The organism is Streptomyces sp. NPDC047315 (genome assembly GCF_040643215.1).
Taxonomy (GTDB): Bacteria; Actinomycetota; Actinomycetes; order Streptomycetales; family Streptomycetaceae; genus Streptomyces.
In genome coordinates, this window is record NZ_JBEYTZ010000061.1 from 1 (window position 1) to 26,770 (window position 26,770).

The window sequence follows — 26,770 nt, forward strand, 5'->3', positions numbered from 1 at the left end:
AGTGCTGTCGCGAGGGTTTCGAGTTCTGTCGTCACAAACAGATCAACGAGACCCTCGCTTCATGCGCACGAAGACTTCGGACTTACTCGTCTAGGTTCTCCGGCAGGTGACCAGCCCTGCGTCGTGATTCGGTCTGGTCCGAACAGCGGAGTTCCGAGACAGTGGTGGGCACCGCCGGCGCCGGAGGGGGCCATGGTCTACCGCATCCACTTCACCGCCCAGGACCTTACCCGCACCCACGTCGCCACGGCGCCGCTGCCGATGGTCGAACTCACCGAAGCGGCACGGGCGCTGCAAAGGCGGAGCCAGCCCGCTCGGCTCGACGCCTGGCGCCGGGAAGCGATCCCGCGACTCTCCCCCCAGACACGGCTGGCCCTGGCTCTCACCCCGGGAATCGGTGTGGCACCTGAATTCTTCTGCCCTCTCATGACTGGCTCGCCCGACCAGGTACTGGAGCACGTGCGGGCCACTCCCGGCCGAAGGATCGCGGCGGAGGTGAGCTCGATGGCGCAGCGATGGCCCGTCCCTTCCTGGACACGCCGACTGGCTGACGACGCCGAGCTCCGTGACGACCTCCTCGAAGGCTGGCGCCAGCTCTACACTCAGCTGCTTGAACCGCACTGGGTGTCGATCACCGACCTCCACGCGGCGGACCGCACAGTGCGCGCACGACAGATGCTGACGGGCGGCGTGGAGCACCTGCTCGCCCAGGCGAATCCGCGGTGGATGCGATGGAACCCACCGGTGTTGGAGATCCGCACCGTGATGAAGGAGGCCGTGTACGACCTCCATCTGGAGGGGCGGGGACTTCTCCTCGTCCCCTCGACGTTCCTGACGACCTCCTCCTCGGTAAATTTCGAAGGCGACTCCCAACCGGTGGTCACCTACCCCGCAGGACAGCACCACCCGCTAATGTCGCTGACGGCCCTGACTCCCAAGCCGACCGACACGAAGGCCCCGACCGCGGTTACAGCGCTGCTCGGTAGAACCAGAGCCGCCGTGCTGAGCACCATCGCCGAACACCCCGGCTGCGGCACAAGGGAGATCGCCCGACGCGTCGGCATCGCCCCCGCCAGCGCGAGCGAACACACCACCGTCCTCCGAGAAGCCGGCCTGGTCCACACCGCGCGCCACCGCAACACCGCGCTCCACAGCCCCACCCACCTCGGCACCACCTTGCTGAACGCCCCACCACCCACATGAACGGTGACGGCCCAGGTTCAACTACCCGCCGTCGGCAGCCCGATGAGCCGATCGCCCAGGAGGTGGATGAGGTCGGGGCACGGTGGACCGTCGGCGGGCTCCATCCGGTAGCCGCCGCTCGCGGTCCAGGCGTCGGTGGAGTTCACGAAGACCGGGGCGGGGTCGTGGGGCCAGGGGCCGGGCGCGTCGTACGCGGCCTGCTCCTCCGACGTCCAGCCGGGGTTCGGCTGCCGGTCCCGCCGCAGATCTTGGTAGGCACGCAGCGCGCCGCGAGCACGGTCGAGGGCTTCGCGGACCGTACGCACGCACCGGCCGACCGTCTCGCCCGGCGCCTAGACGAACAGCTGCTCATCGCGGCCCGATCACCAAACCGGTCGGCTGGTTCCTGGCCCGCGGTCTGTCGCAGGTCAGGAGTGCGGCGACGACTGGTGTGACGACCGGCTGCTGCTCGGCACCGGCGGGGGCTGCCTCCGCTGCGACGACCGGCGAGCAGTCGCCTGCGGCGAGTGCGACGAGGGGCTGTGGCCGACAGGCCAGACGGCCACGGGTGTGTGAAGTGGCCGGCCTCTCGGGTCAGACCGTGAGCTGTGCTGGTATGGCGTCCGCTCGCCCGTAGGTGAGTACCTGAGCAAGGACCTCTCGGAAGCGAGCGATGTCTCCTGCGGGTGCCTCGATGACGGCTTCGATCTCGCTGTCGTCCAGCCGAAGGTTCTCCAACGATTCGGGATCCAGCACGACACGGAGCACGTTGCCCTCCAGGACGGCTTCGCGCACGCACCCGTAGGCGGTCCCCTGCCCGGCTGTGACCAGGCAGTGCGTGTCCATCCCCAGGGCAACGTCTTGGTCGTCGGGCTCAGCCTCGCCCGCCATGAACATCAGGATGAAGCCGCTGCCGTCCTCGCCCTCCGCGAGGCTTGCCTCGGTGAAATAGCCCTCGGGGTCGATCTCCACGCAGGCAGGCGCGAGCAGTGAATCGAAACGTCATGACGAGGTTCTACCAGCACGGTCGGACAGAGTCCGTCTTAAGGCCGTCTCCCCGCCGTACATCCCCGGCCGACGCAGGGCTTCGTTCACGTGGCCCAGCAAGTACTTCCGCAGTTCCTGGGCCGTGCGCCCACCGACGTGCTCGGTCGGGTCGGTCATCCTCTGTCCTCTCGATCGGGCTGCAGGACATGCTCACCACGACGACGTGCACCCGGTGCTTAGAGATGGAGTTCCATCTCCCACGCTTCGAACGGCGGCTCGACCTGGTAGCTCGGGTCGCAGCACGCCCGAATCCACTGGGCGACCCGGTACTGCGCATCCCCCTCATTCAGCACCATGCCGCTCTCGTCGACCTGCAGCACATTGCCGTAGATCGCGAAGACCTGCTCCAAAGATGAGCCTGAGTGAAAAACCGTCGACTGGTAGTCGAACCCGTCGAGCAAGTCGACGTCGATGGTGCCGTTCGCCAAGTAGAAGGCGAACAGCCGAAACGAAGCACGCACGTCGACAGACAGATGTCCCACCCACACATCATGCGCAGCCCTGGCACCGTCTCGGCAAGATCTTTCAACGACAGCCCCCAGCACCGGTCGACCTCGTGTGAGCCCAGCTAGGGCATGCCGGACGCCACCGCTCGGCCGTGGCGCGCTGACCACGCCGTCCCTCGCCGCTGCCGGCCCCGGCGCGCTGACCGCGCTGCTGCACCCGCCCCCTGCCCGTGTCCTCACCCCCGCCGGCGTCCGCTCCCTGCTCCCGCCGTCCTCGCGCCGTCGCCGTCCCGGCCGTCGGTCGAACAGGCGGGCTGGCCGCGCGGCCTGACGGCCCACTGGGCGGGAACCCGCCCGCCCGCCGACCGCGCCCTCGCCCAGGCCCCGGACACGGGCGCCGACGGCGACGCCCGCGTGCTGCAGCGCCTCGTCGGCGCCGACCCGACCGCCTGGACCGCCGACGTCCCCCGCGTCCTTGCCACCCTGGCCCGTCCGGACCTCTGCGCGTTCTACCTCGCCGCAGCCCGCCGACCACACCGACCGCCCCAGCGCCTTCCCCGGCGGGGCGCTCGCCGGCGCCGTCACCGCGGCGCTCGGCCTCCTTCGCGGCCTCGACCGGCCAGCCACCGCCGCCGTCCTGGAGCTCGTATCGACCAGCGCGGCCGGCGTCCATCACCTTGCGGGGATCGACGCCCTCAGCTGCCATGAACTCTGCACCCTCATCGCCCAACGCGACGGCCTCGACCCCTTTCGCCTGCCCACAGGACTCCGAGCCGACAGCTCCCTACCCGGAGCCCTCGACGTGCACCTCTACAGCCAAACGAACCAGCGACATCTGCGCACCACGCTGCGCGGCGCCCAACAGTCCCTGCACACCGTGAACACCTAGCTCATCGGCTCAGCTCGGACTTGTGGTGGTGGCCAGAGTCGCTCATCTGGTTATCCACCCACGGTGTGCTTCAAGATCGTGGAACAGCATCGTCGGGGAGGCCTTCGATGATGGCAGCGACGGCCTTGGTCACGCTGTCAAGCTCTTGCAGTCTTCCGTCGGGGAATCGCACCCGGTAGCGGCCGTCTCCGAGCGGCATGGCCCTCGGCAGGTCGTGGCAGATGGGCGGCGCGGCCCGGCGACTGAAAGTGAGCCAGTACATGCTCCGCCCGGGTGAAAGGACCCGAAGCCGCTCCTGTTCGAAGGCGGCCTCGACGAGATCATGCAGCGCCGTGTCTGGCGTGCGCGCGGCGGCCTTGCGTAGCTGGCGCCATCGCGCGGGCACAGCCTCGCCACGCTCATGGGCCTCGGCTAGTTCCCAGGTCCGCAGGAAGGGCCACTGCGCAACGAGTTCCCGGATTTGGGGTCCCTGCAGCCAGAAGTCGAACGCTCCTGCAACCGCGAACAGGTCCTGGGTGTTGCCGGTGGCCATGTGGACACCACCGGTCCAACAGTCGACGATGAAACAGCGCTCGTCACGAGCCATCAGGGCATACGCCCTGCGGCCGTCGGCTTCCACCTGCGCGGCTACGTAGCGCCAACCTGGGGAGGACGTCAGCTCAACCGCAAGATCGTGTCCCGCACGATCGGCCACCACCTGCAGGGCGTTCTGCAAGGAGCCCGCCTGGACAACATCGGGATACAGCATCTGGTACTTGTGCATGGGGTCGTTCGGCGCTGCGTCACTGGCGAGTTCTTCGGACACGTGATCGAGTCTGCCAGGCCAGTGCAACGGTCGAGGGCTTCGCGGACCGTACGCACGCACCGCAAGTCCTCGCCGACCATCTCGCCGGGCGCCTGGACGAACAGCTGCGCACCGGCGGCCCGATCACCAAACTGGTCGGTTGGTTGCTGACCAGGCTCGGCGAGCTGATCAGCCTAACCGGGTACTGACCCACTCCGCGGGTACGGCACCCGCCGGGCGTCCCAACCGGCTCACCGGGGTGCGGAGATCCCGCCGGGCCCGTCGAGTGCGGCGCGCGGTGGGCGGGCACACGCGTTCCGGCCGCACCACTCGTGCCGGGACAGCGGTCCGCGCATGCGTATTCGGCCTCATCCGCAGGCGGCGGATATCGGACTTCGCAGCGACCACCCCCACCGCCACGATCAAGGGCATCACTCCAGGCACACCACGCAACCGGATCCAACCGTCCGGGCTGCCGCATGCCCACCTGCCGGGGCAGATCCGCCGACTGCCGAAAGGGCTCACTCCATGGCCAGGACCACGCACAAGTTCTTCCTGTCCGCGCTGCTCGCGCTGGTGGTCCTCGCGCTGCCGGCACCCGCCATCGCCGCGCCCGCCGAGCCGGCGGCCCCACTGGCGGGCCGGTGTCTGTCCGAAGGAAATCTCGGCGTGGTCTTCGTCAACGTCTGCATGAACACCGGCAAGCAGCGCTGGACCATCGAGGGAGACAAGATCAGGCTCGCCGGGAGCTCCCGGTGCCTGTCCGGCGACGGCACCTCGGCCGGCCTCAACACCTGCATGAACACCGGCCACCAGCGGTGGCTCATCCAGGGGGAAAAGATCATTCTCAACAATTGACCGCCGGCTGGAGCGTCCGGCCGCCCGCCGCCTGGTGGAGGCCGGCGCCCGCAGCGAGCTGGGCAGGGTGGTCGGGTTCGCCGGCCGCGCCGATGCGCCGCAGGTCCTCGCCGACCGGCTCGCCCGGCGTCCGGCCGACCAGATGCGGCTGACCGGGCCGATCAAGGATCCGGTGGACTGGCTGATCGGCGTCGGTCTGCCGCAGCGCCAGCAGTGCGGCGACTACGGTGCGACGACCGGGTGCTGCTCGACTCCGGGCAGGACTGCCCCCGGTGCGAGGAGAAGCAGGCTGACCGCCGGGACCAGCGCCGCGCGGTCGCGGCCGCCGTCGACGCCGCGATGCCCGGTGCCTCGGAGGCGGAACGGCGGGCGGCCACCGCCGCGCAGCTGCACCATGACGTGACGGCCAGGGCGTGGGCGAAGGCGCACGAGTGGGACCAGTACCGACAGAGGCAGGCCGACGCAGCTCAGGCCCGTGCCGAAGCCGCGGCCGCGCAGCCCGAGGCCGAGGTCCCGGCCGCGTCGGTGGTCACGATCATGCTCGCGCCCCGGTCGGCCGCCACCGTTCCGGCCCCGAAGACCGTGGACGTCGATGACGACCAGGAGTTGGCCCTCGAGGACCTGACTCGCGAGCAGGTGCTGGACTGGCTACACGAGGCGTGGCTCCTGCTGGACGACCACATCGTCCAGCTCTGGACCCCGCAGATCAAAGCCTTGGACGACCGGTACAAGGCCGCGACCGTCGACGACGACGGCATAGCACTCGACCAGTTCCACAGGCTGCCTGGCCCCGACCTGTGGTAGTGGCGGCGACACCCCCGCATCCTCACCAAGGACCTCGGGCGTTCGCTCCGCTCGGCCGGCGCCATCGGCACCGCCCCGGACACAGCATGACCCACGGCCTCCTCGCCGCCACATGGTCGGCCGGCCCGGCTGCTGTCGCGGCCGTCGCCGCCAAGGTCCACACGGCCATCGAGGCCGACATCGCCGCCGAGTGCAAGCAGTTCCAGCAGATCACCGACCTGGCCGACCTGGAGGCAGCCGGCCCGGACGCCGTCGAAGACACCGCCACGCACAACGCGTTCCTGGCCGCCGAGAGCGCTGTCGCGGAGACCAGCACCAGGAGACTGGGTTTTGGTCGCCGAGGAACTACTGAAGGACGCCGGCGACCTCGGGTACGCCGGCTACCGGGCCTACCGGGATGGGTCCGCATCCTATACGAGACGGTCTTCCTGGGGCCGTCCTGGACATGGGTCCGCTGCTGGCCCGCGCGGTTCTGGACCTCGCTGCGGCGGACGCCGTGGCCGGCCTGCCACCGGCCGAGAGGCTGCGGGCGTGGCCGCCGAGCGACGCTGTACACCCCGGCTACCCGCAGCCACACCAACGCGGCCAGGTCCCGGGGAACGCGCTGGAAACACCGACGCGCCCCGTGACGTCCACAAACGCCGTGTCCGGCGGCACCGCGCCTGAACCACCTGAGTGATCCCGTCGAGCAGGCCGACGCATCGCGGTACACCGCATCCGCCCCGTCAGGCCCAACCACGGCACGCAACTCGAGGTGAACGTAGCGGATCACGATGGGCTCCATCGCCGATGCCGGAGGCCGCCGCAGCGGCGCACCGGGAGCACTGAGGGCATGGGTACCTCCCTCCAGACCGCAGCATCTCTACGCGCTCTGTCGGCGATCCCCGCGGTACGGCAGGCTGAGGATGCCCAGGAGAGCAGCCGGAGGTGCCGTACTTGCCCGTCCCACTCCCGGATCACGGTGCGCAGCATGGCGGCGATCCCGAGCTCGCCGGGGCGGTGGCCTGATGTCCCAGGACCAGCAGCCCAGCAGCGTGACCTGGCCCGGTCGCCTTGCGGACCACGAAGAGGCAGCCCGCAAGAACGGCGGCCGCGCAGCAGCCGAAGCCCTGCACCGCATTTCTGGCCGTGTGGGCGCCGACGCGCCCTTGCGGCGTCAGTGCCAGCTGGTGCAGGACCAGCTCCCCCCTCGGCCGTCGTAGATCTCCACGCAGGCCCGATAGGCGTTGCTCGACCCGACCATCCGTGTGTACGCGGCGTAGGAGGGCGAGGCGTTCGCGGTGTACGAGCTCCCGCGCCGGATCTCGATCTTGAATCGCCAGCTGCTGTTGGCCTTCTGAATGCGCGCCCACGCGGCACTGCACCGGGATGAGTTCCGCAGTTCCACCTCCGGCCCGCCGCCCGCAGGGGTCACCCGGGCGATGACGCGGGCACCGGAGCTGCACCCCTCGCTTTGGGGGTTCTTGCCCGTACACGAGGAACCCCTGCACGACGCCGGCGCTGCGGCTGCGGCGGGCAGGGCGGGAGTGAGAAGCAGGACTGAGGCGACAACCGCGGTAAGGGAGGAGAGAGCTGAACGGCGAATGGCCATGCCGGATCCCTTCGGTGTACCAGGAGGAAGGTGGATATTGCGCTTCATCTCATAGCCGCCCGGGTGAAGCACCCACAACAGCGGCACAGGCAAACCACTCTCCAGAGTGATGGCGAGCCATGCGTAGAGCTGGCCTCCGACCGATCCGGTCGTACCTGCCCTACCTGCCCCGCCGCTCCGATCCCTGGGCGCCCTCGAGGAAGGAGAGCGCCGTGGGGCTTCCGTCTTCTCTGAGTGGCCCCCGTCGCGCTGCCCGCACCGCTCCTGGCCGTCGTCGTCGTACGGCAGGAGCAGGTCCGTCGCAAGCTCGCTGCCACCGCCTTCCCCGACGTCGAGCAGGACCAGGAGGGCGAGGTGCCGACGTCGCTCGAGGACATCCGTGCTCAGCAGCATCAGGCCGCCGAGGCCGTGCGCGCGGCCCGCGATCCGCCGCGCCCGTACCGAGCGTGCCGGGCAAGCCGGGGCGACCAGCGTTCCTGCGTTGCGTTAGGCCGGGTGAGCTCGTGCGCTCCGTCCGGCCGGTCAGCGGAAGCGCCAGTCGGTGAAGACCTGCTCGGCGTCGGCTTCGACGACATCCCGCAGGTCTTCGTCGTCGTCCGGGGCGTCCAGGCCGAGTGCGGTGAGGACGTGCCCGTAGTACTGGTAGGTGAAGTGCAGGTCGCCCGCTGCCAACAGGGACGAAAGCGGCTCGTCACCGGCCGTGGACCAGTCGACCTGGGCGAGCGCCAGGACGCGCTCGTTGCTGGTGAGAGAGGGAAGCGCAGAGCCGAGCTGGTGCTCCAGTCGGTTCCAACTGGTCGTGGTCCGCTCTCGGGCCGCCTTCTTCAAGGCTCCGCGGACAGCCGCCACGGCGGGAACGAGACGGTCTGGCAGCTTGGCGGGCTCCGTGATCGCGTCCGGCTGTGGCTGCGCGGCCGGAAAGGCCTTCTCGGCCACGCCAGGTTATTCCACGGGGGCGGCGATCCATTCCACCCACTCGTCCACCTTGTGCTGCTCAGCCTCGGACAGGTGGTCTCCAGCCTCCTTCGCGGCAAGAACCAACTCCTCGACGAGATGCTTCTGCTCCCGGGGCTCGGTGCGCCCGGACAGGACGGCGGCGACCCCGGCGACCTCTACGTCACCATCCGTGTCCGCGGCTGACCCGGGCCGGACGCTCTCACTCGAAGGCTTTGTCGTTCAGTTCGACCATGCGCTGGTGGTGGGCCTGGTCGGCGGTGCGGCCCCAGCGGCCGTTGCCGTAGTGGATGGCGATTCCCGTGGGCGGGTCGAGGAAGTCGACGCTGCAGTTGCCGTGCTTGTGGTCGCACCGGCAGGTGCAGCTCTTGTCGGTGACCTGCCAGCCGGCCCCGGTGGGACCGTCGCCCAGGAGTCAGATTTAGTGGGGGGTGCTCCTGCCATCGGCTCCGGCGGGTGGACGCACAGTGTGAGCGGAGGCGCAGGTTGGCGAGGTTCCCGAAGCCGAAGCGTTGCGTGCTTGTCGCCTGTTCTCGAGGCTCGCCGTCGACGTAAACCGATAAATTAGGAGGAACCGGTAGGCGCCGGGGACCTGAGTGGCGGGCGAAGTCGCCGCAGGTGCACTTCTGGTGGCAGATCTCGACCGTTCCGACCCTTCCGTAGAAGGTGATGTGCCATCATCAATCGGTGAATCCTTGGCAATTGCTGCGCTGGGCGGGCCTGCTCATCGGGGTTGTCGCCCTGGCTGTGTTCATGATGCTCCTAGGCCTGGACCGGGCCGACAAGCTGAGCAGTGTGCTGAGCTTGTTCTTCACCATCGCCGGCTTCGTTCTGTCACTGGTGGCGCACTTGCGACAGCGCTCATCGGGTGCGGCGGTGGCGCGTGATGGGTCGATCGCTGCGGGCGGGAGCGTGCGAAATGTTCGGTCTCGAAGCGTCGGCGCCCCGCGGGATCCTGGAGCGGGTCCGCCGCCGGGAGTGGGGATTTGGGCGGAAGGCGGGTCGATTGCCGCCGGTGGCGATGTTGACGGTTCCTCGGCGTACGAGGGGCCCAGGTGAGTGCCGCGTGGTGGCGGCGCGGCTCAGGGCGCGACAGAAAGCAGGGCCAAGGGGGACTGAGAGCCGAGCGGGGCTCGATCGTCGCAGGCGGTGATGTCGCCAACGCGGTCGCCATGCAGGTGGAACAGATGGTCGTCCAGGCTCAGGTGCCTGCCCAGAAGACGGTGTCCCAGGCGCTGCCACCCCGCCAACTTCCCACCAGGGAAGCACTGGTGGGCGACGCCACTGCCCTGGACAGTCTGTGCGTCTATCTCCGAGACGTGCCCGCGCCCAGCAACCGCACGCTCCCATCGAGCGGCACCGAGAGCCAGTCGAAGCTCGTCGTCGTACACGGTCAGCCCGGCGTGGGAAAATCGACCCTGGCGCTCAACGCCGCACACAAGGTGAAGGACGCCTACCCGGACGGTCAGATCTACGTCGACCTCCACGGTGGAAAGGAGACTCCGAGGAGCAGCGCGGACGCCCTCGGCCACATGCTCAGCAGCCTGCATGTAGCGCGGGAGGACATGCCGGACTCCGTCGACGACCGGGCGGCCATGTTCCGGTCACTCACCGTCGGCCAGAGGTTACTCGTCCTTCTGGACAGCGCGCACAGTACGGACCAGATCGAGCCTCTGCTGCCCACCGGCGCCGGGTGCTCGGTACTCATCACCTCCCGGCGGGCGCTCTCCGTCAACAGCATCACCCAGCGGGATCCGGTCCCGGTCCATCTGCCGGACGACCGGAACGCACTTGCCGTGCTCTCCCACTACGCGGGGCAGGAACGCATTGCAGCCGAGATGGAGGCAGCAATAGACATCATCCGTTTCTGCGGCAACCTCCCGCTGGCCCTGCGGCTGGTCGGCTGCAAGCTGAAGCAGCGCTCCGGTTCCAGTCTCGGCCGCATGCGCGTTCTCCTGGAGGACGAGAGAAGCCGCCTGGACCACCTGAAGTTCGACACCCGCAGCCTGACCGCCTGCTTCATCTTCAGCTTCCAGGGGCTCACGCCGACCACTCGATCCTCCTTCGCCATGCTCGCCTCCTTACCCGCAGGCCGGCTGACGGACTGGCACTTCGTCCGGCTCGAGGCCACCCGTGGGGCCGGTCTCGTGGCCGGCGACGAACTGGTCGAGGCCGCGATGATGGAGACACAGGACGGGGAAGGGGGCGGCGACTCCGAAAGCAGCTACCGTGTTCACGACCTGATCCGAGTCTTCGCCGCCCGCCAGTACGAAGAGCTGCCGCCGGAGGAGGGGAAGGCCTTGGAGGAGCGCCTGGTCCGGGCCTACCGGGACGCCGTTGTCCACTGGGCGGCTCAGCGTGCCCCGGAACTGCGCGCCGAAGTCGACCCGGAGTACGTGGCGGGCCTCCGTGACTCGCCGATGACGGCCGCCGAGTGGGTCGCCGGAGAGCAGGACCGTCTCTGCTGGGCAATCGACCGTGCGCGAAACCTTGGGCTGATCACGGTGGCGGCGGAGATCGGTGAGGGGCTGTCGTACTTCCTCGACGACATCACTCTCGCTCCGAACTCCGCCGACTGGATCTTCAACGCTCCCGGGGAAACCAGGTCGCGGGTGCTGGCCGGACTCCGTAGGGCACGAGCGAGGGCTGCCCTGGCCGAAGGCAACCCGGACAGGGCGCTTTCGCTCCTAGTCCTGGACAGCGACGATGCAGTGGACGGACCCGGGGCCCGGGACGTGATGGTGGTCGCCCGGGCGCACTCCGTGAAAGGCGACTACCGCACCGCCCTTGACCGCATGACGGTCGCGGTGGATCGGCTCCGCACGGCCGGCGATTCTTGGCACACCCTCGGCTCCCTCGAGCTGCTGGGCGAGCTGCAGCGCTGGCGTGGCAAGCCGGAGCTAGGCGAGCAGAGCCAGCGGGAGGCTTTGCGTATCGCCGAACAGGTGGGCGACCTGAGGGCTCAGGCACGTCTGCGGCGCACCCTGGCCGAGACACTGGGCTATCTGCGCCGTCCGTCGGAGGCGGCCCCGCTGCTTGAATCGGCCAGGGACGACTTCAGGCTCCTCGGCGACCGCCGCTGGGAAGGCGCCACCGAGTATGCCCTAGGCAAGATCTACCGGCTCCTCGGAGAGCGCCAGAAGGCACTCGACTGCTACAGCAGGGCGGAGGGCATCTTCGGCCCGATGGGCGAGCGGTTATGGGTCAGCCGTGTGAACAACGCCCGTATTCGCGTCCTCGCCGGCATGGGACAGCTCGATGACGCCGTCGCCACCGCCCGCGAGGCGATCGCGTTGTTCGAGCAGCTCGGCAACGAGATGTGGGTGGCACACACCCAGCGGGACGTCGGCTGGCTGCACCTGCGTGCCGGACGTCCCCAGGACGCCGAGGCACCGCTCACTCGCGCCGTGGACGTCTGCGCTGCAGCTGGCGATGCCTATGCGGGCGCCATGGCACGTCACTTGCGCGGCGTGGCTTACCGCGAACTTGGCCAGTACCCGGAGGCCCGTGCCGACTTCGACGCCGCGCTGGAGATCTATAGGTCCGGCTCGTACGAATGGAACGAGGCCGCGGTTGCCCACGACGTGATCCGCACCCTCCGAGCGGAAGGCCGCACTGAGGAGGCCGACATCATGGAGCGGGACATCTCCGTCGCCAACCCAATCTTCGACCGTATGCACGGCCGAGACGGAGCGGTCGCGGTGCCGGACGAGGATTGACGTACTGGTCTCACCGCGTCTTCGAATTTGTGCGCCTGCCGTCTGCTCCGGCGGGCGGTCGCACAGTGTGAGCGGAGGCTCTGGTTGGCGCGGTTCCCGAGAGGGGCTCGGCGGGTGGAGCGTGCGATCGAGGCGTACGGCTGTGTCGGGCGCCATCCGCGGTGTGGAGGATCTCGCGGGTTTCGCGCAGGAACTCGCGTCGCCCGCGGCCGTGAGGATCGGCCCTGCCACGGCGGCCGCCGCCGGACGGCTACCGCCGCGCGATCGAGGCAACCGCCAAGCCGCCCGAACCTCCCGGGTGGACCCGGCCGTCGCGGCAGCGGTGGAACGGCAGACGAAGGCGATGCGCGAGCTGTCCCGCCGCGCTTACCCCAAGCTGAACCGAACCGGATTCGCTCAACAGCAGGTGGCGCGGGACGCACCCGGGAGCGCCGTCTGGCACATGACGGGTCGGTCAGCGTACGCGTCCGAGGTGGATGACGCTGACGCGGATCTGCTGGTCGCTGATCTCGTACATCACGCGGTAGGCGGCGACGTGGATGCGGAGCAGGCCCGCGCTGCCGAAGGCGCCGTCGGGACGGGGATTGTCGGCGAGGTGGTCGACGACTGGGTGGAGGCCCGCAAGCGTTCCTACACGGGCGTCGGGGACGCCATGTCCGCCGGCGACCGCGACGCCCTCTCGCCGGGCGCGGCTGAGGTGCGCGACCGGTTCGCCGCCGACTTCCAACACGCCCTGCACGACCGGCCCGACGTGCGCAAGCGGTGGGCGCTGCGCTACCGCAACAAGGAGTCCGTCGCCCAGATCGCGGGCGAGCTCGCCTGGTCGGTGGCCGCCGGCCTCGACCAGATCGTCCCCACCGAACACCTCGAGCGCACCGTGCGGGCCGCGGTGCTGCACGACTTTGCCGAGACCGTCGAGATGTTCGCCGACTCCGAGGGCGACGACAAGGACGCCGAGTCGTCCCCGGAGTCGTGGCACCTCAACCTGACGCCGTCGGTGGGCAAGATGCTCGACTGGTACATCCGGTGCTTCCCCGGCGAGGCGTACGCCACGATCGGCGAGATCCAGCGCCAGGCCCACACGACGTGGAAGATGCCGGCGGCGGACACGCTCAGCGCGCTGCGCTCCGCGCTGTCGCTCGACGGCGAGTTGACCGAGCAGCAGCGTGAGATGTACTTCGCACTACTCGAACCGCACAAGGACACCGACTGACCCGTCCGCGCCGCCAGACGACGGGGCCGGAGCCAATGCCAGTGGCTCCGGGCCCCCCGTCGCGTGGACTGTAGCCGCAGCAACGCCCCGGGCTCGCCCTCGTCCGAGCGACGTTCCACAGGAGCCGCCCAGCTACGGCCTACCGTCACCCGCATGTCTTCCTCTACGGCCGTAGCCGCCCGCCCAACAGCCCGGATGGCGCAGGACGCCGCCACAGAGGCGGTGCGTACGGGAGTCGCCGACGGAACCACCGTGCGGCGCCTGGCCCAGATCACCGGCTGGTCGGTCGGCTGGGTCTCCGAACTGGCCAAGGAGTTCCGCTCCAAGGCCGACCTGCCGACACAGCCGTCCCAGGACGAACTGGACGCCCTGCAGGAGTGCATCGACGCCCTGGAGGGCCTGGACGAAGCGGGCTGCCGTCGGGTCCTGCTGTATCTGAGCGATCGCTTCGGTACCCGCTGATGTAGGTACTGTCCACCTGACGAGCAGGGGGTGCCGGACGGAGTGTCGTGTGTGCCCTATCGTCCTACCCCGCGGTAGGAGCGGAATCCCTCCACGCCCGCATCCACGGCCACCCGGCGCGCGTACCGTGAGGTGACGACCTGCCACTGGGAGGACCAGCCGATGAGCGCGCAGCCCGACCACTCCCCCGTCACGCCGTACGCCCCCGCGCCCGGGGCGCCGGCCGAGCTCCTCGCCCAGCTGCGCACCGACCAGCGCGCGGACCGGTGGGTGCCAGCGTTCGAGAGGGAGTGGGCCGCGGCGCTGGAGGAGTCCCGCCGTACGTTCTCCCTCGCGCCGCTGTACGAAGTCGTGCAGGACTGGAAGGGCCGCCTCGCCTCCGCCCCAGCCGTCGACGCGTTCGTCGCCTCCGGCTACGACAACAGCGCGTTCATCGACATGGCGGAGCTCCGGAGAAGGCACCGGTGACCGAACAGCCGTACACGGTCCGCTTCTCCGCCCCGGCCGCGAAGACCCTCGACACCCTGCCCGAGCACTGGAACGCGCCCAAGGGGATGACCGCGCTGCTCAAGGAGGACCACTAAGCAGGGCACCGAGCTCACCCGCAGCGCCCTACCCCACGCCCACATGACCCCGCCCCGCACACGATGAACGGCGGGACGCCCAATATGAAGGATGCCGACCGTGACTGACGACGAGCATCAGTTCGCCGCCCTCCTCAACGACCTTCCCGGTCACAGCGACGCCGGGTTCTGGCGCGGACTCAAGGAAGCCGCTGGCATCTACCGCATACGTTCGACTATGTCCTCTGCTGTCCAAGAGGCCCAGGACGGCGACTTCGGACCGCTCGCCGCGTTGGTCCTCGACGTCTTCAACCGCGAAGACCAGCTCAAGGACATCACCGCGATCCTCGCCACCCATCTCGGCACTACCACGCGAGCCCGCGCCTGGATCACCGACGCTATCGCGACCGCGGACCGCATCACCCGCACCCGCGTCGACGATCCCCTCGACGCACTGACCGAGAAGTGGTGAAGACTTCGGCCCTTCACCCGGCCAGGCGATCATGGGAGGGATGAGCGCACCGGCCCTGCACAGGCTGGTAGGTCCCTGACCTTCCCCCGCCCGAGGCGTCAGCGGACGGGCCTCGCTCCCCGATCTCGGGAGCGAGGCCCGCCTTCGACCGTTTCCGCCCCCACGGTTCATCGGACTGACCGAGGCGGGTGAATCAGCACCCCGCCCACGGTGGGCACGCAGCGCGTGCCCGGGGGTAACTGCTCGATCGCCCCGAGGTTCTCGGCCTGGCCGGTCCGGAGCACCCTCTGGAGATGTTCCTCGCCGTACAGGATGGTTCCCGGGTCGGTCATCGTGCCGGTCATGCAGATCACGGGGTCCGCGAAGAACTGGCCGCCGTCCTCGGCCGCGACCCGGAGTTCGGCCGCGTTCACCTCGGCCTCCGCGGAGTCCGCCGGGGTCTGGCAGCCCGGACATATCGCCCCGGTCAGGCGGCCCGCTTGCCACTGGACGTTCCAGTCCGCGGCGTCCGTGTTCGCCAGGTCGCGTGGAGCCTCGTCCCCGCAGCGTCCGCACCTCAAGTTGTGTTCCATGCCGTCAGCATCTCGAAGATCGTGGCTCGACTGCGGCCTTTAACCGTTTCCGGCCTTCGGCCGGGAAGTCGGCGCGAGCGAGGTGCGCCCGGCGGCGGTGCTCGCCGACGCGCACGACGTACGCCACGGCGAGTGCCGACGGAAGCCGGGTCCAGGGGCTGGCGAAAGCCCCTGGTACCACCGTCCCCGCTCAAGAGGGCTCTGTAGGAAAGTAGTCGGCGCGGGCCGATCAGGCGGAAAGTCGGACCGGCTCGTATCCGGGCCTGCATCGTTGTTCCGTGCAAACGGCGCCCGCCCGTGGACGCCGGCGAGGATGAGGGAGACGGATATGGCCGGAGCGATCGCCCCGGAGGCACGGGCCGCGCAACGGCGGATCGTCAGCACGATCAACGCGTCCGGGAAGCTGAACGCCGACAGGCTCGCCCTGCGGCGGGAGGCCAACTGCGGCGAGTGGAAGGCGACGGCCGCCGACATCAGTAAAGACCTGGACCTGCTCCAGGTCCCGCACACGATCGTGACGGCCTTCCGCTTCCCGCTCGCCTCCTCCTACAGCAAGGCCATGCGCGAGGGCGAGGAGATTCGCATCCTGCGCAAGGACCTGCCCCACCTGTTCCCCTGGATGCCGTCGCTGGAGCAGACCGTCGCCAACATCCCCGAGAACGCTCCGCATTGGGACTTCACGGTGCTCCAGCCCCGGGCCGACGGCATGGTCATCGCCGCCATGCGGCTGTCGGTGGAATGGCCCGCCTGGTCGAAAAAGCAGGCCCGCGCCGCCCGGCTGGTCTGCGCGGAGTCCGACTACGACCTGCGCGACAAGGACAAGGACCGGGCACCGTTCGACGTCCGTCTGCCCGAGCAACCCAAAAGGCGGCGGCTGGTGTGCGGGAAGTGCTGCAACAACGACGTCGACGAGATGCAGCGCCTGGCCGCCCTCGCCGGAGCACCGTCGTGACGGCCGTCGAGCCGGCCACGGACCGGCTGCTGATCGCGGAGCTGGTGGGACTGTTGAACGACACCGAGCACTACAACTCCCGCCGCTCCACGACCGACATCCGCCTGGACTACCTGGAACGCCGGGCGGCGCTGCTGCACCGGCTCGTCGACGCCGTCGGCGACGAGTCCTCCCGCTACCTCGCCCAGGACGCCGAGGACCGTGCCGAGGCCCTGCGCGCCAAGGCCGAGGCCATGGCCCGGGAGTGCGGCGACCCGCCTCCCGCGCCGCGTCGGCCGCGCTGAGCGCTCAGGCGCCGAGGAAGAGCTGAGGCAGCTCGGCCACCATCTCCAGCGCCGCCGCGTAGTTGGACCGGGCCTGCTTCACCAGCTTCACGTCCGCCACCAGCTCCGGGTAGAGCTCGCGGGCGCCCTTGCCCCGCCTCTCGTACACGGACCGCAGCTCCTTCTCGGCATCCCCGACGCTGGTGTAGCGATGCGGCCACCTCTCCCTGGCCGCCCGGAGGGTATTGGCCTCCCCCGAACAGGTCAGGCAAACCTTGACGCCTTCGATCGTGGTGATCAGCTCCTCGTCGCGGACCAGGCCGAAGACCTTTCCCTCGAAGAAGTCACTGGCCCCCAGATGGGTCTCCAGCAGGCACGCGTCCAGGAACGCCGTGCCCGCCTGCGAGCGCGGCTCGTACGCTCCGTCCCGCAGGTGCCAGGGCGCGTCCTCCTGCCGCTTCAGCGCCACCCATACGAACAGCTCGCCGTCGTGCTCGTACAGGACATGCCAGTGCGGCCTGCGCCGGGCGTCATGGCAGCACTTCGGGTCCACCACACGGCCCCAGGGGTGGCCCACCACCGCGCTGTCGCGCTCGGCCAGCATCGAGCGCTGCGGCAGCTGGCTGTAGAGCCCCTTCGACATCCGCTTGCCGTTCACCGACAGGGTCTTGATCGTGACGGACGACTCCGTGATTCCCAGTTCCACAACCACTCAACGCCGCCGGCCCCACCCGGAGGCGGGCCACCGGGCCGGGCCGCCCATTCGGCCCAGGCCGGCCGAAGAGGCTGGTGACCTCGGTAATCGCCTCGGGCGACGCCTTGAAGTAGCGGCGGACTTTCTCCGGCTTCTTGTGCCGGGACTTCGCCATCAGCATCAGCACGGAAGCGCCCTGCTCGCCGAGGTAGGACTCCGGCCGCGCATTCTCGGGCATGCCATCACCACTTGGTTCCTGCCCCGTGGCCTGTCGCAGGTCAGGAGTGCGGCGACGCCCGGTGTGACGACGGGCTGCCGCTCGGCACCGGCAGGGACCGCCTCCGCTGCGACGACCGGCGAGCAGTCGCCTGCGGCGAGTGCGACGAGGGGCTGTGGCCGACAGGCAAGACGGCCGCGGGGTGTGTGAAGTGGCCGGCCTCTCGGGTCAGACCGTGAGCCTCGGCCTGGTCTCGGGCCTGCGCGGCGCGCTGACGCTCGGTCACTCCGGGTCCGCCTGGCCGTACAACCGGCTGGGCCCGTGCTCTCGGGGGTCGCGCCAAAGGTAGTACCAGCGCCCCTCGTCATCCTGTGCGGGTTCGTGGCTGCCGTTCCATAGCCCTTGCAGGTAGACCTCCGCCCCAGGCCCCCGGGGCCTCAGCCAGTCGGAAACCACCCACTCGGCGGACCCGTCTGCGGATACGTATTCCACCGCCAGGTGGTCCGGGAACCGCCTGTGTTTGGTCCGCTTGATGCCAACGACCCGGCCGTTCGCCGGACCCCCGTGCAAGATCGCCTGTTCGGCCATGATCGGCAGCGTACCGGGCTTCCCGCACCGGCCGGAATGGATCCAAGCTGATAAACCGGCTAAGAAGCGGGCGTGGTGTTCCCGCGAACGAGGCTGCCCCCGACCGCGGCTCGGCCGGACTCCTCGCCCATCTGCGCGCTGACCGGCGCGTGGACTGGTGAGTGCCGGCGTTCGAGAGGGAGTGGGTCGTGGCGCTGGAGGAATTCCGCCGTACGTCCTCTTGGAAGAGCGTGGTGCTGTCAGCCGGGATCCCGAGGCGTCCCTCCGTGGGGCGAAGCCTGAGGGCTGAACCGGTGACGCGGCCCGGTCGCCGGCCGGCGACCGGGCCATCGTGGGCGCGGCGGATCGCGTTCCCGTAGGGAGGGTTCATGGCGTACGAAGTGGTCACGACAGGATTCCGTACCGAACTGCATGCCCGATGGTCAGTGTTCTTCGATGCCCTCAGCGTTCCGTGGGTGTATGAGCCGCGGTCCTTCCCCGCCGCCGACGGGGCGATGTGTACGCCGGCGTTCTGGCTGCCGCGCGAGCGGATCTGGTTCGCCGCCGAGGAGGAGTCGGCGCCGTCGTGGTGGGGCCGGTTCACCGCCGCGGTGAGCGGCAGCGAGCAGGTGTGGGAGCCCTGGAACGACGTCGACGTTGAGGAGCCGGTCGGAGGCCCGCGGATCGAGGTCGACGAGCAGTGGCAGGGGGAAGTTCTGCTGTGCCTGGGCGGAATCCCCGACGGGTACACCCCGTGCCGTGACCTCACGGGTGGGCCGTGGCACCGTCACGACCTGGGCATGTACGCGAGCAGCGGCGGCAGCCCGTACCGGTGGACGCTGTGCCCCTGGTGCGGGCTGTTCGGTGTCACGTTCTGGGGATACGCGAATCGGCTGCCGTGCCGGTGTCTGGACGACGGCAAGGTCGACAACAGCGCGGATGACCGGCTGATGGACGCCTACCGGACCGCCGCGCACGAGGTGCTCGACCCCGGGGACCGGCCGGGTTTTCTGGTGGTCCGCCGGGCCCTGGTCCAGCAGGAGGGTATGGACCTCGCCCTGGAGCGGTGCACGGGCCGGTGTCGCTCGGTCGGCGACCAACTGCGCGCCGAGCTACCGCCCGGCGCGTACCTCGACGTCCCCGAAGGCGCGGACACCCTGTGCGGGGAGTGCCCTGGCTTCGTGTGCGCCGCGTGCGGACAGCAGCCCGCCGCCCAGGCCGGGGCGGAATGCGGCTCGTGCGAGCCGCCGGTCCGCCTCACTTACTGGCGGGCCCGGCAGATCCTGAACGAGCGGGCGGCCGAGGCCGGGCACGCAGCGCGTCGCCCGGCGCGGGAGATCAACACGCTGATCAACCGGGAGACCAGGGTCCGGAGTCGGGACCGCGCGACCCTGGCCGACCTCGCCGCGGGCCTCACCCTGGTCGAGCGGTGGATCGCCGACCCGGCCCTGGTCCCCCTCGGCGGGGCCGCCCGGCGCGCGCCGCTGTCCGACACGGAACTCGACCGGATGCACGGCGGGGAGCTGCGCCGGGAACTGAACGGGCGGGTGGGCCCGGTGGCCGCCGCGGGCGGTGAACCGTTCGCGCTCGTCCAGGCGCGCCTGAACTACGTCATGGGGGTCCACGCGCGCGCCGACGCCGACGACGAGCAGCTGCGCGAGGGGATCCGCCAGGCCCAGGACTGGGTCCACCACCCGAACACCTACCGGGACCACGTCCGCGCCACGACGGCGGAGGCCGCGCCGGGCGGGATCCCCGAAGCGATGCGCACCCGCCCGGCCCCGGCGGACTCCTCCTGCCACCTGTGCACCACCCCGGTGACGGCGGGGGAGCTCGTCGGCCGGCTCCACCAGCCGCGCGGACGGCAGTTCGCTACCCTGGGCTGGCTCTGCGCCCACTGCCTGTACGACCGCCGTGCCAAGCCCCGCCGCCTGGACCTGCTACTCCGCCTGTTCCACCACCTGTTCGCCGGAGGCGGGGTGCGAGTGAACGCCGCCGAGGCCGAGGTCCTACTCAGCTGGCTCCTCACCTCCCCGGCGGCCGTGCTCGCGCAGCCAGAGGCGGAGGCGCTCCCGGAACTGCTCGCCACCCTCCAACGCGCCGTCGAGGCACAGGACCCGGTAACGCTGCTGCCGTACCGAGGTGTCCTGGCCGCCGTCGACACCCTCCACCACACCGGATCTGCGGGTATCACCGAGCGGGAAGCCGTCGTGCTGGACGCCGTGGTGCAGCACCTGGCGGAGTGGCAGACCAACCCCCAGCGCCTGGACTCGGCCCACTACCGAAGCCGCACGGCGTGGCGGCACGCCATCCTCGACCAGGCCAGCCGCCCTACCGTCCTGTCCCAGCGCGGTGGCCCGTTCTCCATCTGACCTCCGGCGCCCCGGACCCGGTGCGGCTCGGCTTCATTCGCCGCTCGTCCCGTCAACTGGCGGTGCTGCCTGCTGCAGGCCCGCGCCCCGAGGCCCTGTGCGCGGTGCGATCCCGCCAGGGCCGCGCCGAGCGCGCGGATGAGACCGCGCCCGCCTGTACCTCGGGCCGTGTGACGTCGCGTGAGGTCCTTGCGTCTTCCGGCCGGCTCTATCGGGAGCGCCAGGTGGTGAAAACCTGCTCAGCGTCGGCTTCGACGACCTCCCGCAGGTCTTCGTCGTCATCTGGGGCGTCCAGACCGAGTGCGCCCAGGACGTGCCGGTAGTACTGGTAGGCGAAGTGCGGGTCACCCGCCGCCAGCACGGACGACAGGAGCGGCTCGTCGCTGGGCGTGGAGCGGTCGACCTGGACCAGCACCTCGATGCGTTCGTTGTTGCTGAGGGAGGGGAGCGCGGAGCCGAGCTGGTGCTCCAGTCGGCTCCAGCTGGTCGTGGTTCGCTCCCTGGCTGCCTTCTTCAAAGCTCCGCGGACAGCCGCCACGGCGGGAACGAGCCGCGGCGACAGCTTGCCCGGGGCTGAGATCGTGTCCGGCTGCGGTGGTCCGGCCGGGTACGTGTTCTTCGCCGTGCCTGATTCTTCTGCAAGGGCGGCGATCCTCGCCACCCACTCGTCCACCTTGTGCTGCTCAGCAGCGGACAGGTCGTCCCCGGCCTCCTTCGCCGCAAGCACCAGGTCCTCGACGAGCTGCTTCTGCTGCTCGATGGACAGTTCCTCACGGCGGAGACGGCCGGTGATGCTCTGGACCCGCCCCCGCGTGATGTTGCGCGCTTTGCGCTCCTGGGCCTCTGCCTCGCGACGCTTCCTCCGCGCTTCGTCCGCTGCCCGCTGCTTTTCGGCAGCCTGCTGGCGTGCTTCGCGAAGGAACGTCTCGGCCGCCTGGAGAATGCCCGCCTCCTGCGCAGTAACCGCCGCCTCCCCCAGGAATATCCCGCTGGCCTGCGACGTCAGCTTCGAGACCTTGAAAACGTGACCGTGCCGGACCGCTTCTTCGAGTCCGGCGAAAAACCGCCGGCGGACACGGTCCTGCTGATCGATCCAGCCGTTCGCAAGGTCGATCGCGCGCTGCAGATGCACAAGCGCCTCCCCCTCGCAACGACCCACCTGGAGCAGCGCCGTGTCCCGTAGCTCTCGGACTGCGGCGGTCTCCTTCTTCTGTACGGCGATGTTGATGAGCCGGGTCAGAGCCCCGATCTGTACCGGCCGTTTCGTCTTCTTGCGGCGCGGTCGCGGCACGGGGGCTCGTTCTTTGGCGTCGCGTACGGCTTCAAGGCGTGTGACGACGGGGGTGATGAGCCGGCCCTGCTCGTCGACGGTGCAGTCCGCCAGCTCGAAGTCCCAGTCGGTGCCCACACGCGGAAGCTCGGTGCCGAGCATCATGACCCGCCGGTTGCCCTCGCTGACGAACTTGACGCGGTTGACGTAGCCCCGGCGGGCCAGGGTTCGGCGGTCGACTTGGACGCCCGGTCCGAGGATGATGTCGCCGGCCTTCGCGGCGTCCCAGTCGGGCGGCGTCGCGGTGTCCATGTGCAGCAGGAGCGTGTGCCCGCTCACGGTGATCTCCACGAGGGACCCAGCCGGTGCATCATCGCGGTCGATGTAGCGGTAGCGCGGGCTGTGCCCCTGGCCGCGCAGCCACCCCTGGGTCGCCGCCCTCACGTACAGGTGGTCCGCGCTCGCGACGCCCCGGGACCGACGGCCGCACTCGGGCAGCAGCCCGGCGGGATCGGGGAAGTGGGCGAAGTGGCTGACGCGGACATTGCCCCGCCGGGTCAGGAGCTGGCCGCCACACCCGCCCAGCAGAACGCCGCACCAGAACGTGGTCGCGGAGAACTCCTCGCGGAACTCATCCAGTTCGTCGGCATCTGTCGGGCAGATCACCGGATCGTCGGACTCGGGATATGCCAGAACGGCCGTCTGGATCTGCCGGTAGTCAACGCCCATCGCCAGCCCCTTCGCCAGCACAGCCCAGCTCTCCCCGCACGCAGAAGCCCCCCGCGGGCGAAGAGGGGAGATAGATCCCCTCAGCCATTCACCCTAACGACCGTCACGGACAGTCGCGCCCAAATGCGAAGAACGTAGCCACCGCGACCGGTTGGCGAATCAGCTGGGGCGTTACGGCTGGGCGTGCTGGTCGTTGAGGTTGTTATGGGTATACGTGAAGGTTCTCGGCTCTGCATGATGTGCGGAACCGATCTCCTCGGTGATGTGGCGCATCTTGTTGACGGTGTCCGGGTTCGGGGGCGCGGCAGGGAGTTCGCCCGCTTCTTGATCTGTGAGCCGTGCTACGAGCGGGGACGTCCGGACCCGGATTCGGGTCTGACCCGGGTGGCCTCCGCACGCCGGTCTGAGTCCGCCGAATGGTCGGGTCTAGCCGGCCGCGGGGCTGCTCTCCCGCCCCAGGCGTGTGTCGCCGGATGCGGCTTGGTCGTGGTGCGCGGGGCAGAAGGGCTGATGCGGGGGGTGACGTGCTCGCGGGCGTGCCGCACATCCGTCACGCGGAAGCGTAACGGGGGGCGGGATTCGGGCCGCCCCTGTGGCTCCTGCGGCGAGCCCGTTACGGCTGGGCGTGCAGATTCTACGTACTGCGGTGCCGCGTGCCGACAAAAGGCGTATCGCCGTCGGCGGGCCAGCCGAGCCTCAGATCCACTCCCGGAGCTGCTGGCGGCACTGACCCCTTACGCCACTGGCTCTGCCTACGGCATCTCGCAGGCTCTCTACAAGGTTTTGTACCGCGTGCACGTCGCGGAACTGCGCGGCCACGATCCGGCCGAATCCCTCGCGCAACTCGCCTCCATGAACCCCGAGCGAATCAAGATCCCCGACACTGACGACGGCCGTCGACTCCGCGCCTCCCTCCGCGGTTTCCGGCGGGCGCAGACCCTCACGCATACCCGTAACAACCTCAACGATCAGCACGCCGAGCCGTAACACCCCCCGTCGATTCACCGTGATCAACGGGACGCTCGCCACCTTCACGAACCCGAACTCCCTGCCACCGCCGGCTCTTTGCCCGTCCACGCGAGCGAGACACTGCGCGACGCCCTGGACATCGCCGCCCGCGCCCGCGTCACCAGCGCGCGGTGGGCGCGGGTGCGGGCCGTCGTCGTGCGGTCCGCGCACGCCATGGTGAGGACGAGCCCGCCCGCGACCCGTGCGCGCCGCAGTCGCCAGCCGATCTCCTTCGCGGTCGAGCAGGGCCCGGTGGTGCTGTTCGGGGGCGAACTCCCGCACGGCGTCCGGTGAGCGCTCGGGCCGCCACCGCGTTCCGCCTCGCACGCCACGTCCACGACCTGGTAGATGACGGCCGGCGTCACCCGGGACCGCCGCATGCAGCCGCAGGAGCACCACCGCCGACCATGGTCGGGTCCAGGGCGGGACCATGTGGTAGGCCACTGACCGGTCACCGTCGCCGGCAGCTGCCGCAGGGCAGACCATTGTCCGCGTGGGGCTCCAGCCGGCTCGTGGACCAGGCGTCCAACTCGTCGAGGAGTCCGGTCAGACTGGTCACGCGTCGCAGGTGGCCCGTCGCCTGGCCTCGCAGCCAACCGCGCCCGCGGAGCTCCGCACCCCACCGGGTGGCTACGGCGGCCCCGCCTGGGGCGCTGGACGCAGCACGAGAGAAAGTAGTGGCTTCTCCTCGCAGGTCAGGCGGACCATGACCTGATGCTTCCGTTGAAGATCGTTGCTGGTGATGCAACCAACCCCCAGGCGAAGGGCCCAAAGGTCATTGCCCATATCTGTAACGACCTCGGCGGATGGGGTAAGGGATTCGTCCTGGCGATCTCGCGTCACTGGCCAGAGCCGGAGCGCGAGTACCGCCGCTGGCACCGCGAGCGCGCCGGCAACGACTTCGCCCTCGGCGCCGTGCAGCTGATCCGCGTCCGATCCGACATCCAGGTCGCCAACATGATCGCGCAGCACGGGATGAAGCGGGGCAGCGGCGGTCCGCCGATCCGCTACGACGCCGTCGAACGCTGCCTGAACACCATCGCCGAGCACGCCCTCGCCAACAACGCCTCCGTTCACATGCCCCGCATCGGCTGCGGCCTCGCCGGCGGCACGTGGGAACGCATCGAGCCGATCATCACCACAACCCTGAGCGCCCGCTCCATCGCCACCACCGTCTACGACTACCCGTAGGCCGTCGGAGCGGATGGTGCGCCGCGCGAAAGCAGCCAGGTCATGTCTGCGGGCGCGCCGTCCAGGGAGTCGAGGAAATCGCCGAAGGCCAGCGTCGTGTCGCCGTCGCAGAGGACCCACGCGCCGGTGCGATCGACGTAGCGTCGCCGTATGACCCTCAACAACGCTGACGAGCGCGAACTGCTGCGCCGGATCTCCGAAGCCGACAGCCCCGTCGTGGCGTCCGACTACTTCCACAGCATCCACCCGCCCAACTTCCCCACGTCCGCAGCCGAGGACGATCCCCGCCGCCAGGCATGGCACGAGCAGCAGATGGGCCTCTACCGCGCCTACATCCGGCTGCACGAGCTGGGCCTGGTGGAAGTCGTGGACCCGGCCAACGGCGAACGGGGCGACCGCGTGGTGGTCACGGAGACCAGCCGCGCCGCGCTCGGATAGCCCCCTGGCGACTCGGCTCGGCCCGCCGGCTGGTGCTGCCGTCGGGCCGTCAACCGGCAGCACCCGGTGACCTCCTGGAGGCGGTTGCCGTGCGCCGAACCGGTGACAGCGGCGGCTTCATTGCGCGGACCGGCGTCATGGTGGCGGGACACACGGGTTCGGGCAGCGGGAGCAGCATGACCTTCGAAGCGGTCACCTTCGACATGGCCACCCTCGACTTCCCCACCGTCGCCGAGATCGCCCGCCTGCGCGGCGCGCCCCTCCGCTCCCGGACGGAGAGCGGGGGCGAGGCGGTCGCCGGGATTGTCGGCAAGCCCGCCGACCACGTCCGGTCCCGGCTCATCAGGACCGCGGGCATCAAGAACCTCCAAGCGGCCGATGACGAGGACCTCCGCGAATGCCTGCGGGTGCTGCGGACCTGACTCAACGACTCCGCCTCCTACACCGCCCCGAACACGACATCACGCCTCGACAGCGTCAGCAGCACGAAAGACGGGCGGGTCGGCGGCGACTGGTACGACGCGATCCCGCTGCCCGGCAGCCGGGTCGCCCTTTTCGTCGGCGACGTCATGGGCCGCTCCATACAGCGGGCGCGGGGAGCCCGGTCGGCATCGGGGCTGCAGCCGGCCAGGAGCCGGTTGTCCTGACCCGGGTCAACTCCCAGGGAAATGCCACGAAGTGGCTCTCCCGTCACGAGACAGGAGAGCCACTCTGACCGTGGCCGAGTGCCGGTCAGCTTGGTGGGACGCGGTTTCGTTGGGGGAGATGTCCGTCGTTGCCGTACTGGCACGGTCGCAACCGGCTTCACGGTAGGGGCAGACGACCTGCAGCCCACACCCCTACCACTGCATATTCAAGCTCCCAGGCCCGTCGTCGACGTTCTCCCGGCGGTGGTCAGTAGGACCTGATCCAGTAGGCCCCCGTGACGACATTCGTCAGGGGCGGGCAGGACACGCGAGAGACCTGGCGGGTTTGCCAAGCTCCGGCATCACGAGTGACGGCGGGACCGCCGTCGAGCGGCGCGCAGGTGACTGTCGCCTTGAAACGGCCGCCATTGCAGCGGCGAGCAGCGTCACATAAGCCTTCTTCATTTCCGAAACTCCTCTTTTCGTTTCCCGCTCATCAGGTGTTGTTTCGGGGGGAGGTCATCACGCTCGCCTGGATGACGTAGGTATTACCATTGCAGTACGCGCGGGAGAACCCGTACTGCCGCCACGGCCCGTAGGACGTAATAACCCGCCCGTTCTCCCGGTCCTTGCAAAAGGCCATCGCTTGATAAGAGCCACCGTTATGGCTCCTGCACGATGCAACCGCACCCCAAGGGTCGACCTTCTCGTAGCTACAACCGCTAGGGTGAGCTAAAGCACCCACTTCGGACGCCGAGGCGGTCCCCGCAGCACCAGCTGACAAAGCACCGACTAAGGGCTGTCCCGTAATCCCTGGTGGATCAGCGCGCGGCGTCAGATGCGGTGCATCGCAAGGCGGAGGGGTCACCGCATACTGGATGTATGTG

At 69.5% G+C, this 26,770-nt stretch carries 28 protein-coding genes and 2 pseudogenes; 18 read left to right on the forward strand and 12 right to left on the reverse strand.

The genetic code is table 11. The features are described from left to right. Window positions 1-192 precede the first annotated feature (192 nt). Window positions 193-1,203, forward strand: coding sequence for a winged helix-turn-helix domain-containing protein (locus ABZ842_RS37250; RefSeq protein WP_361547744.1), 1,011 nt, complete (start codon window positions 193-195; stop codon window positions 1,201-1,203). A gap of 17 nt (window positions 1,204-1,220) precedes the next feature. On the opposite strand, the gene ABZ842_RS37255 is transcribed toward ABZ842_RS37250, so the two are convergent. The 3 genes and pseudogenes from ABZ842_RS37255 to ABZ842_RS37265 all read right to left on the reverse strand — a co-directional run bounded on the left by ABZ842_RS37255 (window position 1,221) and on the right by ABZ842_RS37265 (window position 2,711). Continuing rightward, window positions 1,221-1,508 (reverse strand): hypothetical protein, encoded by a 288-nt coding sequence (locus tag ABZ842_RS37255; RefSeq protein WP_361547747.1) that lies wholly within the window; start codon window positions 1,506-1,508, stop codon window positions 1,221-1,223. A 268-nt stretch (window positions 1,509-1,776) separates the two neighbouring features. After that, window positions 1,777-2,188 (reverse strand): annotated as a pseudogene (locus ABZ842_RS37260) (Imm10 family immunity protein). Between the two features lie 217 nt (window positions 2,189-2,405). Next, the gene (locus tag ABZ842_RS37265) at window positions 2,406-2,711 is read right to left on the reverse strand and encodes a hypothetical protein (RefSeq protein ID WP_361547749.1); all 306 of its coding nucleotides are present in this window, start codon (window positions 2,709-2,711) and stop codon (window positions 2,406-2,408) included. 439 nt (window positions 2,712-3,150) lie between these two features. On the opposite strand from ABZ842_RS37265, the gene ABZ842_RS37270 reads away from it, so the two are divergent. Continuing rightward, window positions 3,151-3,564, forward strand: a complete 414-nt coding sequence (locus ABZ842_RS37270; RefSeq protein WP_361547752.1) for a hypothetical protein — start codon at window positions 3,151-3,153, stop codon at window positions 3,562-3,564. Window positions 3,565-3,634: 70 nt separating this feature from the next. On the opposite strand, the gene ABZ842_RS37275 is transcribed toward ABZ842_RS37270, so the two are convergent. Next, entirely contained in the window at window positions 3,635-4,369 is a 735-nt protein-coding gene (locus ABZ842_RS37275) for a DUF6193 family natural product biosynthesis protein (RefSeq protein WP_361547755.1), read from the reverse strand. Between the two features lie 507 nt (window positions 4,370-4,876). Between ABZ842_RS37275 and ABZ842_RS37280 the strand changes: the two genes are divergently transcribed. The 3 genes from ABZ842_RS37280 to ABZ842_RS37290 all read left to right on the forward strand — a co-directional run bounded on the left by ABZ842_RS37280 (window position 4,877) and on the right by ABZ842_RS37290 (window position 6,639). Beyond that, entirely contained in the window at window positions 4,877-5,206 is a 330-nt protein-coding gene (locus ABZ842_RS37280; RefSeq protein WP_361547758.1) for a ricin-type beta-trefoil lectin domain protein, read from the forward strand. A gap of 240 nt (window positions 5,207-5,446) precedes the next feature. Then, a complete protein-coding gene (locus ABZ842_RS37285) occupies window positions 5,447-6,010 on the forward strand; it encodes a hypothetical protein (RefSeq protein WP_361547761.1) in 564 nt (187 codons plus the stop codon). Between the two features lie 86 nt (window positions 6,011-6,096). Next, window positions 6,097-6,639 (forward strand): hypothetical protein, encoded by a 543-nt coding sequence (locus tag ABZ842_RS37290; RefSeq protein WP_361547764.1) that lies wholly within the window; start codon window positions 6,097-6,099, stop codon window positions 6,637-6,639. Between the two features lie 527 nt (window positions 6,640-7,166). Here ABZ842_RS37290 and ABZ842_RS37295 read toward each other — a convergent pair. Together ABZ842_RS37295 and ABZ842_RS37300 are read right to left on the reverse strand one after the other, a co-directional pair. Then, on the reverse strand, window positions 7,167-7,994 hold the full coding sequence (locus tag ABZ842_RS37295) for a DUF2690 domain-containing protein (RefSeq protein ID WP_361547767.1): 828 nt from the start codon (window positions 7,992-7,994) through the stop codon (window positions 7,167-7,169). A gap of 129 nt (window positions 7,995-8,123) precedes the next feature. Further along, complete coding sequence (locus ABZ842_RS37300) at window positions 8,124-8,537, reverse strand: hypothetical protein (RefSeq protein ID WP_361547770.1); 414 nt, start codon at window positions 8,535-8,537, stop codon at window positions 8,124-8,126. Between the two features lie 72 nt (window positions 8,538-8,609). On the opposite strand from ABZ842_RS37300, the gene ABZ842_RS37305 reads away from it, so the two are divergent. The 6 genes from ABZ842_RS37305 (at window position 8,610) to ABZ842_RS37330 (ending at window position 14,984) form a co-directional block, all read left to right on the forward strand. Beyond that, a complete protein-coding gene (locus ABZ842_RS37305; protein ID WP_361547773.1) occupies window positions 8,610-8,741 on the forward strand; it encodes a hypothetical protein in 132 nt (43 codons plus the stop codon). An 869-nt stretch (window positions 8,742-9,610) separates the two neighbouring features. After that, window positions 9,611-12,274 carry a tetratricopeptide repeat protein gene (locus ABZ842_RS37310; RefSeq protein WP_361547776.1) on the forward strand — a complete coding sequence of 888 codons (2,664 nt, stop codon included), beginning with the start codon at window positions 9,611-9,613 and terminating at the stop codon, window positions 12,272-12,274. 472 nt (window positions 12,275-12,746) lie between these two features. After that, a complete protein-coding gene (locus ABZ842_RS37315; protein WP_361547779.1) occupies window positions 12,747-13,487 on the forward strand; it encodes a hypothetical protein in 741 nt (246 codons plus the stop codon). Between the two features lie 153 nt (window positions 13,488-13,640). Further along, window positions 13,641-13,949, forward strand: coding sequence for a hypothetical protein (locus ABZ842_RS37320; protein ID WP_361547783.1), 309 nt, complete (start codon window positions 13,641-13,643; stop codon window positions 13,947-13,949). A gap of 162 nt (window positions 13,950-14,111) precedes the next feature. Beyond that, window positions 14,112-14,417, forward strand: coding sequence for a DUF6247 family protein (locus tag ABZ842_RS37325; protein WP_361547786.1), 306 nt, complete (start codon window positions 14,112-14,114; stop codon window positions 14,415-14,417). A gap of 207 nt (window positions 14,418-14,624) precedes the next feature. Then, entirely contained in the window at window positions 14,625-14,984 is a 360-nt protein-coding gene (locus ABZ842_RS37330) for a hypothetical protein (RefSeq protein WP_361547789.1), read from the forward strand. A 167-nt stretch (window positions 14,985-15,151) separates the two neighbouring features. On the opposite strand, the gene ABZ842_RS37335 is transcribed toward ABZ842_RS37330, so the two are convergent. Beyond that, window positions 15,152-15,556: a hypothetical protein gene (locus ABZ842_RS37335; protein ID WP_361547792.1), complete on the reverse strand. Its 405-nt coding sequence runs from the start codon at window positions 15,554-15,556 to the stop codon at window positions 15,152-15,154. A gap of 328 nt (window positions 15,557-15,884) precedes the next feature. On the opposite strand from ABZ842_RS37335, the gene ABZ842_RS37340 reads away from it, so the two are divergent. Both ABZ842_RS37340 and ABZ842_RS37345 read left to right on the forward strand, forming a co-directional pair. Continuing rightward, window positions 15,885-16,508, forward strand: coding sequence for a hypothetical protein (locus tag ABZ842_RS37340; RefSeq protein WP_361547795.1), 624 nt, complete (start codon window positions 15,885-15,887; stop codon window positions 16,506-16,508). Further along, complete coding sequence (locus ABZ842_RS37345; RefSeq protein WP_361547798.1) at window positions 16,505-16,792, forward strand: hypothetical protein; 288 nt, start codon at window positions 16,505-16,507, stop codon at window positions 16,790-16,792. The genes ABZ842_RS37340 and ABZ842_RS37345 overlap by 4 nt, the downstream gene beginning before the upstream one ends. Window positions 16,793-16,796: 4 nt before the next feature. Here the strand turns inward: ABZ842_RS37345 and ABZ842_RS37350 are convergent, their stop codons facing one another. Both ABZ842_RS37350 and ABZ842_RS37355 read right to left on the reverse strand, forming a co-directional pair. After that, entirely contained in the window at window positions 16,797-17,477 is a 681-nt protein-coding gene (locus ABZ842_RS37350) for a hypothetical protein (RefSeq protein ID WP_361547801.1), read from the reverse strand. Between the two features lie 76 nt (window positions 17,478-17,553). Continuing rightward, a pseudogene (locus tag ABZ842_RS37355) lies at window positions 17,554-17,676 on the reverse strand (site-specific integrase); the annotation flags it as partial. A 1,049-nt stretch (window positions 17,677-18,725) separates the two neighbouring features. On the opposite strand from ABZ842_RS37355, the gene ABZ842_RS37360 reads away from it, so the two are divergent. After that, a complete protein-coding gene (locus ABZ842_RS37360; RefSeq protein WP_361547804.1) occupies window positions 18,726-20,621 on the forward strand; it encodes a hypothetical protein in 1,896 nt (631 codons plus the stop codon). 208 nt (window positions 20,622-20,829) lie between these two features. On the opposite strand, the gene ABZ842_RS37365 is transcribed toward ABZ842_RS37360, so the two are convergent. Then, window positions 20,830-22,620, reverse strand: a complete 1,791-nt coding sequence (locus tag ABZ842_RS37365; protein WP_361547807.1) for a hypothetical protein — start codon at window positions 22,618-22,620, stop codon at window positions 20,830-20,832. A gap of 696 nt (window positions 22,621-23,316) precedes the next feature. Next, window positions 23,317-23,655: a hypothetical protein gene (locus ABZ842_RS37370; protein ID WP_361547810.1), complete on the reverse strand. Its 339-nt coding sequence runs from the start codon at window positions 23,653-23,655 to the stop codon at window positions 23,317-23,319. Window positions 23,656-23,685: 30 nt separating this feature from the next. On the opposite strand from ABZ842_RS37370, the gene ABZ842_RS37375 reads away from it, so the two are divergent. The 4 genes from ABZ842_RS37375 to ABZ842_RS37390 all read left to right on the forward strand — a co-directional run bounded on the left by ABZ842_RS37375 (window position 23,686) and on the right by ABZ842_RS37390 (window position 25,679). Beyond that, the gene (locus ABZ842_RS37375) at window positions 23,686-23,922 is read left to right on the forward strand and encodes a hypothetical protein (protein ID WP_361547813.1); all 237 of its coding nucleotides are present in this window, start codon (window positions 23,686-23,688) and stop codon (window positions 23,920-23,922) included. Between the two features lie 420 nt (window positions 23,923-24,342). Beyond that, window positions 24,343-24,819 carry a macro domain-containing protein gene (locus ABZ842_RS37380; RefSeq protein WP_361547816.1) on the forward strand — a complete coding sequence of 159 codons (477 nt, stop codon included), beginning with the start codon at window positions 24,343-24,345 and terminating at the stop codon, window positions 24,817-24,819. Window positions 24,820-24,969: 150 nt separating this feature from the next. Further along, the gene (locus tag ABZ842_RS37385; RefSeq protein WP_361547819.1) at window positions 24,970-25,257 is read left to right on the forward strand and encodes a hypothetical protein; all 288 of its coding nucleotides are present in this window, start codon (window positions 24,970-24,972) and stop codon (window positions 25,255-25,257) included. Window positions 25,258-25,433: 176 nt separating this feature from the next. Beyond that, complete coding sequence (locus ABZ842_RS37390) at window positions 25,434-25,679, forward strand: hypothetical protein (RefSeq protein ID WP_361547822.1); 246 nt, start codon at window positions 25,434-25,436, stop codon at window positions 25,677-25,679. Between the two features lie 17 nt (window positions 25,680-25,696). Here ABZ842_RS37390 and ABZ842_RS37395 read toward each other — a convergent pair whose 3' ends face one another. Beyond that, on the reverse strand, window positions 25,697-25,828 hold the full coding sequence (locus ABZ842_RS37395; protein ID WP_361547825.1) for a hypothetical protein: 132 nt from the start codon (window positions 25,826-25,828) through the stop codon (window positions 25,697-25,699). Window positions 25,829-26,770 lie beyond the last annotated feature (942 nt).